General features: G+C 43.5%; 10 protein-coding genes. 4 read left to right on the forward strand and 6 right to left on the reverse strand.

Translation table 11 applies throughout. From position 1 onward, the window contains the following. Both NTX75_10885 and rnc read left to right on the forward strand, forming a co-directional pair. On the forward strand, positions 1–1,415 hold a 1,415-nt coding region (locus NTX75_10885; protein MCX5816725.1), incomplete at its 5' end, for an AMP-binding protein. Between the two features lie 97 nt (positions 1,416–1,512). Beyond that, positions 1,513–2,196 carry a ribonuclease III gene (gene rnc / locus NTX75_10890; protein MCX5816726.1) on the forward strand — a complete coding sequence of 228 codons (684 nt, stop codon included), beginning with the start codon at positions 1,513–1,515 and terminating at the stop codon, positions 2,194–2,196. Here the strand turns inward: rnc and NTX75_10895 are convergent. The 6 genes from NTX75_10895 to NTX75_10920 form a co-directional block, all read right to left on the reverse strand. Further along, positions 2,176–3,213 (reverse strand): pentapeptide repeat-containing protein, encoded by a 1,038-nt coding sequence (locus NTX75_10895; GenBank protein ID MCX5816727.1) that lies wholly within the window; start codon positions 3,211–3,213, stop codon positions 2,176–2,178. The two genes, rnc and NTX75_10895, sit on opposite strands and share 21 nt — an antisense overlap. Before the next feature lie 58 nt (positions 3,214–3,271). Next, the gene (locus NTX75_10900; protein MCX5816728.1) at positions 3,272–3,883 is read right to left on the reverse strand and encodes a LysE family transporter; all 612 of its coding nucleotides are present in this window, start codon (positions 3,881–3,883) and stop codon (positions 3,272–3,274) included. Between the two features lie 66 nt (positions 3,884–3,949). Next, a complete protein-coding gene (gene lnt / locus NTX75_10905; protein MCX5816729.1) occupies positions 3,950–5,608 on the reverse strand; it encodes an apolipoprotein N-acyltransferase in 1,659 nt (552 codons plus the stop codon). Between the two features lie 4 nt (positions 5,609–5,612). After that, positions 5,613–6,089 (reverse strand): rRNA maturation RNase YbeY, encoded by a 477-nt coding sequence (ybeY, locus tag NTX75_10910; protein ID MCX5816730.1) that lies wholly within the window; start codon positions 6,087–6,089, stop codon positions 5,613–5,615. Further along, positions 5,986–7,692 (reverse strand): HDIG domain-containing protein, encoded by a 1,707-nt coding sequence (locus tag NTX75_10915; protein ID MCX5816731.1) that lies wholly within the window; start codon positions 7,690–7,692, stop codon positions 5,986–5,988. Before NTX75_10915 ends, ybeY begins: the two co-directional genes overlap by 104 nt. Beyond that, positions 7,673–8,674, reverse strand: a complete 1,002-nt coding sequence (locus NTX75_10920; protein ID MCX5816732.1) for a PhoH family protein — start codon at positions 8,672–8,674, stop codon at positions 7,673–7,675. Before NTX75_10920 ends, NTX75_10915 begins: the two co-directional genes overlap by 20 nt. Positions 8,675–9,171: 497 nt before the next feature. Here NTX75_10920 and NTX75_10925 point away from each other — a divergent pair, with 497 nt between their 5' ends. Both NTX75_10925 and NTX75_10930 read left to right on the forward strand, forming a co-directional pair. Next, positions 9,172–10,587 carry a tetratricopeptide repeat protein gene (locus NTX75_10925; GenBank protein ID MCX5816733.1) on the forward strand — a complete coding sequence of 472 codons (1,416 nt, stop codon included), beginning with the start codon at positions 9,172–9,174 and terminating at the stop codon, positions 10,585–10,587. A gap of 91 nt (positions 10,588–10,678) precedes the next feature. Next, positions 10,679–11,239: a hypothetical protein gene (locus NTX75_10930; GenBank protein MCX5816734.1), complete on the forward strand. Its 561-nt coding sequence runs from the start codon at positions 10,679–10,681 to the stop codon at positions 11,237–11,239. Positions 11,240–11,407 lie beyond the last annotated feature (168 nt).

Raw genomic sequence — 11,407 nt, forward strand, 5'->3', positions numbered from 1 at the left:
CCAAGAAAGGCGTGAAAAAGGGTGACAAGATTGTCCACTTTATGATGAACTCCATTGATTGGCTTGCTGCCTATTTTGGAATAGTCAGGACAGGCGCATGGGTGGTACCACTCAATTTCCGCTTTACCGCAGAGGATGTAAAATACTGCTGTGATGTGGCGGAGCCGACGGTCATTGTTTTTGATGAGGAGTTTGCGGGCAGGATTGAAGCGATAAAAGGTCAACTTCCAACAGTAAAATCCTACATTTGCGTGGGCAATCCACCATCATTTGCGGAATCATTTGCAAAACTTGTTGATGCAGTACCTGCAACTCCGCTGAATGTTGAGATTAACTCCAATGACGCATGCGGATTATATTTTACTTCCGGCACAACAGGGCAACCGAAGCCGATTTTACTTACACACGAAAACATGCTCTGCGCATGTATTACAGAAAATGCACATCACAGGCAGACAAAGGACGACTGCTTTATCTTGATACCCCCGCTTTACCACACAGGGGCGAAGATGCACTGGTTCGGAAGCTTCATCGTCGGGGCAAGGGGTGTTCTCCTGAAGGGTGTTTCTCCGGAATGGACACTTGAGGCAATCAGCGAAGAAGGCGGGACGCACATATTCCTCCTTGTACCGTGGGCACAGGATATACTCCTGAAGCTCGACAGCGGGGAAATTAAACTTTCTAATTATAAACTTGACCAGTGGCGTCTTATGCATATCGGAGCACAGCCGGTTCCGCCTGCGCTCATTAAGCACTGGAAATCATATTTTCCGGGTATGGATTATGATACAAACTTCGGCTTAAGCGAATCTACGGGCCCTGGTTGTGTTCATCTCGGTACAGGGAATGAGCATAAAATCGGTGCAATCGGTATCCCCGGATTCAACTGGGAATTTAAGGTTGTTGATGAAAACAGTAAAATTGTCAAAAAGGGTGAGCCGGGTGAACTTTGTGTCCGTGGAAACGGTGTCATGAGAGAGTATTACAAGAACCCCGAGGCAACAGCAAAGGCCCTCATAGACGGTTGGCTCTACACGGGTGACATGGCCAAGGTTGATGAAGATGGTTTTATCTGGCTTGTTGACAGGAAGAAAGATGTGATCATCACCGGAGGCGAGAATGTCTTTCCCGTTGAAATTGAAGATTTTCTCCATACAAATCCGAACATAAAAGACGGAGCGGCAATCGGTTTGCCCGATGAGAGGCTTGGCGAGATCGTTGCGGTTATTATTGAAGTTATCCCCGGAAAGACGCTGACACTGGAAGAAGTATTGAAGTTCTGCGAGGCATTACCGAAGTATAAGAGACCGAGAAAGATTTTCTTTGGTGAAGTGCCAAGAAACCCGACCGGCAAAATTGAGAAACCCAAACTGAGAAAGAAATACTCAGGAATGGAAGAAGCATTTAAGGTATAACAAGTGCAGGGATCAGTGTTCGGGGATCAGGGTTTGGTTTTAATAGCCTTTCCTGACCCCTGACCCCTGACCCCTGACCCCTGACCCCTGATTCTATATGGACCTTACCCCCTTAGAAGAAACAATCAATTATACATTTAAAAATAGGGCATTGCTTAACCAGGCCATCACGCATAGCTCCTATTTTAACGAAAAAAAGGACGTAAGAAGGTCGGATAACGAAAAGCTTGAATATCTTGGTGATGCCATTCTGAACAGCATCATAAGCATACTCCTTTACAGAAGATACAAAACCAGAGACGAGGGTTTTTTGAGTAACGCACGTTCAAGCCTCGTTAAGAGGGAAACCTTGACCGAAATTGCAAAGGCCATCGATCTCGGGAAACATATGTCTTATGGTAATGGTGATAACTATGTACCAGAGGAGTCCAAGGTTCTGTCAAACATGCTCGAATCGCTTATCGGCGCATTGTATCTTGATGGTGGCGCAAGAAAAACAACCCGCGTAATCAAAGAGTTGTTCCAACCCTATTTTAACGAAGAAAAACTTACCGAAAAGAGCCCGAAAAATACCCTCCAGGAATATTCCCAGAAGAGATGGGGTATCCTGCCGAAATACAAGTTTACAAGACGGACAAAAGATGGTTTTACCGTCTTTGTATACGTTGGAAAAGAATATAAGGCAAAAGGGACAGGGAAAAACAAGAAAGAAGCCGAGCAACAGGCGGCAAAGGCGCTTTTAAACGGCCTTGCAAGTGAATCAACTTCCTCTGCGGGCTAATTTGTTTGCAAAGATGCTTATAAGTCCGCCGAGCATGATGTAACCCAATATTACTTCAAGCACTGTCAGTATCACCGATTGAGGGGTATTCGGGAAGATATCAGAACCGAGCGTAGTAAACGTTACTACACTGTAATAAAACATATTTGTAAAGTTAAATGCCAGCTTAAGTGAATAGAAATGCTGAGGCCCAATCGACAGATAAATAGCGGTAAAGAGCATTACCAGAAGAAAGGACCAGCATGCCCAACGGGAAATAGATCTCCCGCAGTCAGAGACAAGCCACCATATAAAGCAGGTTATCCGTCCTTGTTTTGTTTTCATCATTTCCTCAATGAAGTCCTGATCCTGTAAAAAAATCTTGAATTTTGGGCTGCCGTAGCAGTTGGCATAAGCGCTGTTACAGCGCATGTTTGTTTCAAGGATGATGTCATCTTTTCTCTTCCATATCTTCTTCGGGTTAAAAGCTGATTCCTTCAGGACTTGCCAGAAATTGCGCTTGTCATAGATGACAGATGAAACATTAGCGCCTTCGAGGTTCGCGGCAGTAAGATTTATCCCTTTCAGGTCGGCGTTTATCAGTTCAGCTTTTTTCAGATTTGCGTTTGCAAGTATTGCCTTTTCGAGGTTTGCATGGGTAAGATTTGCGTGCATGAGGTTTACATCTTCCATAGCTGCATGTTTCAGGAGCGCCCCCCGGAGATCTGCCCTTTTCAGATTTGCATAAAGAAGGACAGCCCTCTCAAGGTTCGCAAAGGCAAGGTGAGACTTTTGGAGTTGTGCATGGGCAAGGTTAGCGTTTTTCAGATGGGCATGGGAAAGATCTGCGTTATCAAGATTGGCAAAAGAGAGATTAACATTGTTGAGACTGGCATGTGAGAGATTAATGTGGCTAAGATTTAATCTTTCCAGATTTGCACCTGTGAGATCTACCTCTACATGCGGGTTTTCATCCCTCCATGCATTCCATGCTTCAACTCCCTGCAGAAGTATCTCTAATTGTTGTTCATTTGCCATATGCTATAAGATGCTAACACATTTTATTGTTATTTTGTCTTAAATATGCAAACAAACTTTATTTTGCCGGGGGTAGCGCAAGAAACCCAAAACCTTTAAAGATGAAAAAAACACCGAAAACAATAAGAAAAAGACTGCACACAAAAAGAATTGTTTTGATAACTTTAACATTCATATATTTTCCGCCGAACTGGATGCCGTATGAAATAAAACTGTACCATACAAGGTCAGAAAGGATATGACCGGCAAAGAAGGCGATGACTCCGTATATGCCATACTTCTGTGCAAAAATGATGTAGCCCATGCCTATAGTAATCCACCAGATAAACCAGTATGGATTGGAAAGGCTTATAACAACCCCCGAAAGTACCGGATGCATCCCTCTGTGTTCTGTAACCGATTCGCATGACAAACGGTAATTTTTAAGATCTTTAATGGTAGCGTATCCCATATAGACGAGGATTATACCACCAGCAAGGGCTATGATAGTAAAAACAATTTTATTGTTGAGGGCGTTACCGAGACCAAAAACAATTAAAAGCAGGAGGGCAAATTCAAGCATGCCGTGTCCCAGTACTACCATTGGGCCCACAATCCCGCCCCTTTTCGCTGATTCGCCTATGGTGACAGTGAGAAGCGGTCCGGGGGCCATCGCTCCCGTTAAACCCATTATGAATCCTATGGAAATGAGACTAATATAGCTCATAGTTGATAGTTCATGGTTCTCAGCAAAAAATTATAAACCTCTTAGCCTCAGAAGTCTTAACAGTTTCAATACGCATATAATGAGAAGATACAGGAATGAGAACAGAATGAAGTAGTCCCCATAAGTTACATAAGGTGTTTTTTCTGTTTTTAAAGAAAACATGCCGGTAAAAGTATTTTCGACAAACAAATCTGTCTGTTCTTTAGTCCGTCCTCTCGGGTCTATGATTGTGCTGATACCCGTGTTTGCAGCGCGCAGCACATACCTGTCGGCTTCAATGGCCCTGAAGATGTAAAAGACGAGATGCTGATATGGGGCAGAACTCCTGTCATACCATGCATCATTCGTAAGATTCACAAGAACCTGCGCACCTTTTCGAACTGTTTCGACAGTAATGGAAGGGAATGCACCTTCGTAACATATGAGTATGCCTATTTTCCCTAACGGTGTCGCTATGGGTTTGTGTGACTCACCAGGGGCAAAATCCCCACCTGCGGCAGTGAGCTTTAAAAGGAAGGGAAAGTATGAGATAAGGGGCGTATATTCACCAAAGGGAACAAGATGCACCTTGCTGTAACTGCCGGCGAGCATACCATCATTCCCGTAAACGTAAGCAGAATTCCGGTACCTCCCTGATTTATCCTTTGAGACCGTTCCAAACAGGAGGTTGGTTTGCAGGGCAACAGGAGCTTCTTTTATGAATCTGTTTATATGTATTTCATCATCGAATACAAAAGGCATGGCCGTTTCAGGCCAGATGACAATATCTGCGTTTCTTCCGGTTTCACCTGATTTTTGCAGGTATGTTTTTATTGTTCTGATCTTGAATGACTCACCCCATTTTACATCCTGCCGTATGTTCCCCTGAATGATTACTGCCTTTAACCTTCCGGTCTCTGTTGCCTGCAACCGGTTGTAGCCGTATATACAGGAAGCGATGAAAAAGGCGAGAACGATGATAGCATAAACAATAAAAGAGGGTTCGAGGGTTCGAGGGTTCGAGGGTTCAAGGGCTTCCCCTGCGCTTGTTTCACTTGGCCCCTTAACTTTCCCTTGATAAAACACAACAAACAGATGGTATAGGATGCAGTTTACGGCGACGATCAGAAACGACAAAAAGTATGTGCCGGTAATGGATACAACCTGAATGAGCGTCAGAAAATTGTGTTGTGAATGTGCCAGGAAAGACCATGGAAAACCTGTAAGAAAGATCCCCCGGATATATTCTAAAAGAACCCATATGAAGGGGGCTGATAGAAATAGCGGGACAGACAGTTTGCTTTCAAGGTATGAGGAAGAAGCCGTGAAGCAGCCAACATACAGGGATATATAGAGAACAAGGAGCAGCATGATGAGAATGCTTGTGTAGATGTCTATCCCCCCGTACCTGTTCATGGCTATGACAACCCAGTAAATGTGTCCGATGTGGGATACAACGCCTGCTATGAAGCCCATGAGAAAGTTGTGACGTATATTATTTCTTTTTAATGAATGAATGAGTGGTATGAGGGAAACATATGCGAGAGGAAAGAGCGATATGGGGGGCTGAATGAGGATGAGGAGAATACCGGATAAAAAAGGTAAAGCAATAGTGAAAGGTGAAAAGTGAAATTTCTGGCCCTCGACCCCTCGACCCCTCGACCCCTCGACCCCTGTCTCTTGACCCCTGTCTTCTGACCCCTGGCCCATTTTCTTATCCCGTGAGTTCCTTATATAATTGATGTGAACAGACATAATCGAGGAGTTTCTTTTCCTTGTATCTCATCCGCCGCGCTTTATTTCTGTCGTTTATGTGGTCATGCCCTAAAATATGGAGAAGGCCGTGGATGATAAGGGCAAATACCCGTTCATAGAAGGGGCATGATAGCGCTTCCGCTTCCTCTTTTGCCTTTTCAAGTGAAATGATAATATCCCCTATGATTTCATTGGAAAGATCATAACCAACCGGAATCTCCTTATTTTCCATATATGAGAATGATATGACGTTGGTGGGCCGGTCTTTTCCGAAAAACTGTTTATTGAAACGTGCAATCTTTTTGTTATCAACGAAGAGGATGCTGAGATCCTTACCCTGCTGCCCTGAAAATGTCAGTAAGTCTTCTGTGATTTTTTGCAGAAGTCTTTTGTCCGTTTGCAGGTATTTTTGAGAGTTTTTTATGAGTGCTGTCATGTTCTGCCCTTTCTGGATATTCTATCCTCTGGTGAAAAATGCCTGTAAGAATTGTTATGAAACTCTTTTGTATTGCATGGAGGTCTTTCAGGGTAAGTTCACATTCGTCAAGCTGTCCGTCAAGAAAAATATTCTCTATAACATCCTCTACATGGTTTTCTATCCTTTTCGGCGTTGGTTCATCAAGCGTTCGCGAAGATGCTTCAACGGCATCCGCCAGCAAAACGATCCCTGCTTCCTTTGTCTGAGGTTTGGGACCGGCATAACGGAAATCTTTTTCCTCGATGACATGGAGTGAGGGGTCTTCCATTTCCTTGGCCCTGTTGTAAAAAAAGCTTACGAGACTCGTGCCGTGGTGTTCCTTGATGATATCTTTTATCTTATTGCCCAGTTTGTATTTTTCGGCAAGCTCAACCCCTTCTTTCACATGGGAGAGAATAATGAGGGCGCTCATATTAGGTGACAGTGACTTGTGCGCATCTTCAAAACCCTTACGGTTTTCAATGAAATAGTGGGGCATTTTCAGTTTGCCTATGTCGTGATAATAGGCAGAAACCCTTGCGAGCAAAGGATGCGCCCCTATGCTCTCTGCTGCTGCCTTGCAGAGGTTACCCACAACAATGCTGTGGTGGTATGTCCCTGGCGCTTCCACCATCATTTCTTCAAGGAGGGGATGCTCAAGATTGGCGATTTCGAGTAATTTTACGTCTGTGGTGTAATCGAAGACATGCTCAATGACAGGGAGAAGTCCAAGGGCAATGAAACTGCTCCCGACCCCGTTTAAGAGAATAAAGACGATTTTCATAGGTACATTAGCAAAAGATTGACCGGAATAAGCATTAAAGAGCAATACGATAAAACTTGTGATAAAAGCGGAATAGATACCTGCCTTTAATATGGTGTTTCTGTTTTCACATTTTCCGGAAAAATACGAAGCAAGAACATTTCCAAGAAACGTATAGAGAAAGATAGAAAAACTATTATCAAACATGATGCAGGTACACGATGCAAATACGATGGAGAAAACAATAGCTGCCTCAGAAAAAAGGACTATTCTCATTATTATCCCGAAAGAAAACAAAGGGATGATGTAGAAAAGGTTGATGGCATATTCCTGGGGGAAATATTCAAAGACGAGTGATAATAGCTTGACAAAAATGATGGAAAATAATGTGAAGACTGAGCAGAAGACAATATCTTTCATGGAAAGGGTGAATTTTTTTATGTTCTTATCGGCGTATTCGTATACGATGGTGAGCGACAGGGAAAGGAGAAGGAAAAGGAGAAGAAATTTCTTAAATGAAAGAAATCCACCTCCTTCGTGTTTTTTGAATGTAGAAAGTTTGCTGAGGTGCTCTTTACTGACCCTCTCGCCTTCCCGGATTATGATCTCACCTTTTTTCAGGGTAACATCCATGTTCGGGATGTAAATATCAGTAGGGGATTTAATGTTTTCTCTCGCAATATCCCCATACCGGTATTCAGGGAACCCCTGTGGGATGTTGATGCTGATAACGAGGGAAAGCATCAGAGAGAGTATAATCAGGATGAGAACCTTGCTGTAGTCCTGGTACGAGGGAGGTTTATCCTTTCCGTTCTGCATTATGTGAAGCCTCTTTGTCTATCATCTTAGTTTCGTATGCCTTAATAATTTTCTGAACAAGCGGATGTCTTACCACATCCTTTTCTGAAAAATAAACAAATTTTATACCCTTTATACCCTTTAAAATAGACTGAGCTTCTACGAGGCCGCTTGACTTTTTATCAGGCAGGTCAATTTGTGTAATATCGCCGGTAATGACCGTTTTCGAGGAAAATCCAAGCCTTGTGAGGAACATTTTCATCTGTTCCGGACCGGTATTCTGTGCCTCATCGAGTATAATGAAGGCATCGTTTAATGTCCTGCCCCTCATGAATGCAAGGGGGGCTATCTCGATTATACCCTTCTCAACAAGCCTGGTGCCCCTCTCCATATCGACCATATCGTATAATGCGTCGTAAAGGGGTCTGAGGTAGGGATTAACCTTCTCGTACAGAGTCCCAGGCAGGTACCCGAGCTTTTCCCCCGCCTCTATAGCAGGCCTTGTCAAGACAATCCTCGAAACCTCCTTTTTATAGAAAGAGGAGAGCGCCATGGCCATTGCAAGATACGTCTTGCCGGTACCGGCAGGACCTATCCCTATGACCATGTCGTGGCTTTTGATGGCATCCGTGTAAGCCTTCTGGTTTTTTGTCTTGGGTGTTACGACCTTCTTCGAAGGAGGTATAAATATCTGGTCTTTATGCAGTTCATCCATGCTGTTATGCGTGTGGGCAATGTACCTTACCGCATGATCAATATCGGACGGGTTTATAACGAAACCCCTTTCGACAATGCTGTGCAGTTCTTTTATGACTTTGCCGGCATTTTCAATCTCTGCCTTGCTGCCTATGATTGTTAAATGATTTCCCCTGATACTTGCTCTAACATTGAAATATTTTTTCAGATACTTTATGTTTTCATCACGTGGACCGAAGAGGTTACGCGCTGTATTCGTATCTTCGAAGGATAGCTTTAGATGCTCTTCTTCAGTTTTTTCTTCCAATAAGTTTTTGTTTTCCTCCTTAAACATTATTCGCTACAGTATATCACAATCATATATTTTTCTAAATATGCAAATCCACCGTGACAAATTAGCTGTCAGCTAAAAATTAAAAGTGGACTCTTCAGGGTTTGAATGGACAAGAGTAAAATCAAGGTGTGGCAGGAACGCTGTTTTGCTCTCTGCTCCCTGCGCGCGCCTTACCCAGCAACGACTTGCCTCCGTTCAGCCTTCTAACTTGCCGCTGGGCTTCGGACAAATCAGGCTGTCCCAGACGCGGCGCTGGCCGCGGGAACTCTCCGGCTCGTCGGCAGGGTGTCCCAAGCCGTGCTCGAAGTCGCGACTCGCAAAAAGTTCTTCCTGCCCATATTCCAACATTATTGGTTGTATGTATATTTAGAAAATTCTTGACCTCTGGAAGAAAACAGGCAGAAAGAGAGTCTTTATAATAATGTTCAAGAAAATTGACAAAAAAACTGCGAATGATAGAATGTAGTCATATGGCATTATCAATGCAAAGAAAATTAATGGACTATACACTGAGCTTCGTTTTGATTGCTATAGTATTCCTTTTGTTAATTCCCAGTTTCACCTACGCTGAAATAAAAACATTTACAAAAGAATACACTTACCAGGCAAGCGAAGAGGACAGCAAAAATTCAAGCAGGACTGTTTCGCTCAGAGAGGCGAAGAGAATTCTCCTTGAAGAACTGGGGACTTACCTGGAAAGCATTACGGAAGTAAAAAACTTTCACCTTACAAAAGACCAGATTGTTACTCTATCCGCCGGCATCGTAAGCACTGAGGTTATGGAAGAAACATGGGACGGCAAGACCTACTGGCTCAAGGCAAAAATCTCGGCAGACCCGGAATCGGTAATCAAATCCATTGATAAACTCCGTCAGGACAGGCAGAAGGTCAAGGAGTTGGAGGAATCGAGAAAAAGGTCGGAAGAGCTCCTTAAGGAAAACGAACGGCTGAAAAGAGAGTTATTGACAGCAAAAGGTAAGAAAAATCAGAAAACAGCACAGGCATACAAGATAAACATTAAAAACCTGACAGCCACTGAATGGTCTGATAAAGGATGGGTGTTGCACAGATCTGGCGATAATACAGGTGCGGTGGAAGCTCTTACCAAAGCCATAGAACTAAACCCCAGGCTTGCAGGGGCTTATGCCTTGAGAGCGCAGGCGTATAGAGATCTCGGCAATTATCAGCAAGCAATCAAGGATTCCGATAAAGCTATAGAAAAAGCCCCTCAGTTTGCAGTTCTTTATAGTAACAGAGGATACGCCTATCACGCACTTGGTAATTATCATCAAGCAATCAAGGATTACAGCAAAGCAATAGAACTGGATCCTCAGAAAGCAGGGGCTTATGCTTTGAGAGGGTTTGTGTATGATGATCTTGGCAAACCTCAGCAGGCAATAAAGGATTATAGTAAAGCCATAGAACTGGACCCCAAGGGTGCATCGAATTATTCTTTCAGAGGACATGCTTATGGTCAGCTTGGCAACTATCAGCAGGCAATAAAGGATTACAATAAAGCAATAGAACTGGATCCTAAAGATGCTAAACCTTATCATAAACGTGGGCTTGCATATGACACACTTGGCAACTATCAGCAGGCAATAAAGGATTACAACAAAGCAATCGAATTAAACCCTCAGAAAGCAGAGTCTTACCTTGGCAGAGGGCTTGCGTATCGCGGACTCGGCAACTATCAGCAAGCAATCAAGGATTACGATAAAGCTATAGAACTGGATCCTAAGTTTGCATTGGCTTATAATGCCAGAGGGCTTGCATATGACACACTTGGCAACTATCAGCAGGCGACCAAGGATTGCAAAATTGCTGCAAGATTAGGCGATAAATTAGCGCAAGACTCTCTCAGAAAGCAAGGTATTGATTGGTAAGCATAAGAGAGGTGGTTTTCAGAGATAAATTACGTATAAGTTCATTCTTGTTTAAAAAATATATTAGAAGTATAGCCCCCGGTAACCAGATATGAAAATAGCAATCATAGGATGGGGATCACTCATATGGGACCCTCGGGATCTGCCCGGGGAAGGTGTGTGGCAAAATGGAGGGCCAGAGCTCCCGATCGAATTCTCCAGGATATCGCGCGACTCACGCCTCACGCTCGTAATTGATCAAAAAAATGGAAAAGCCTGCATGACGTTTCATGTTCTGAGCCCCCGGTCATCGCTTGATGATGCACGTGATGATCTCTGTAAGAGAGAGGGTACAAACGATAAAAACATAGGCTGGGTTGATCTGAAACGAGAAACGGATTCAAGAAAGTCGCACCCAGATGAGGCTAACATTCACGATACTGTTGTAAAATGGTGTAAGGAAAATGGATACGATGCTGCGATCTGGACCGCCCTTAGTTCCAATTTTAGGAAACAGACAGGAAAAGATTTTTCATCAGATGCAGCCTTGAAGTATCTCACTAATCTACCCAAAAATGCTCTTAGAGAGGCGCTGAGATACATCGGGAATGCACCGGACTGCATAGACACTCCAGTACGGAGGAAAACAAAAGAACAATTTGGCGAAAAATAAAATTGAGCCCTCTCGGAACTCACTGCGAGGTAGTGTAAACTCTCTTGTGTAAATTCATAAGGAGTGACAAAAAGGATGTACCTCCTATAAAATAGGTGATGACGAATCACAAATCTATTTTAGGAAGGAGGAACATCCAATGGAACTAAAAGTGAGTGTATCAGAGGC

This window comes from Pseudomonadota bacterium (assembly GCA_026388315.1).
Lineage (GTDB): Bacteria > Desulfobacterota > Syntrophorhabdia > Syntrophorhabdales > Syntrophorhabdaceae > MWEV01.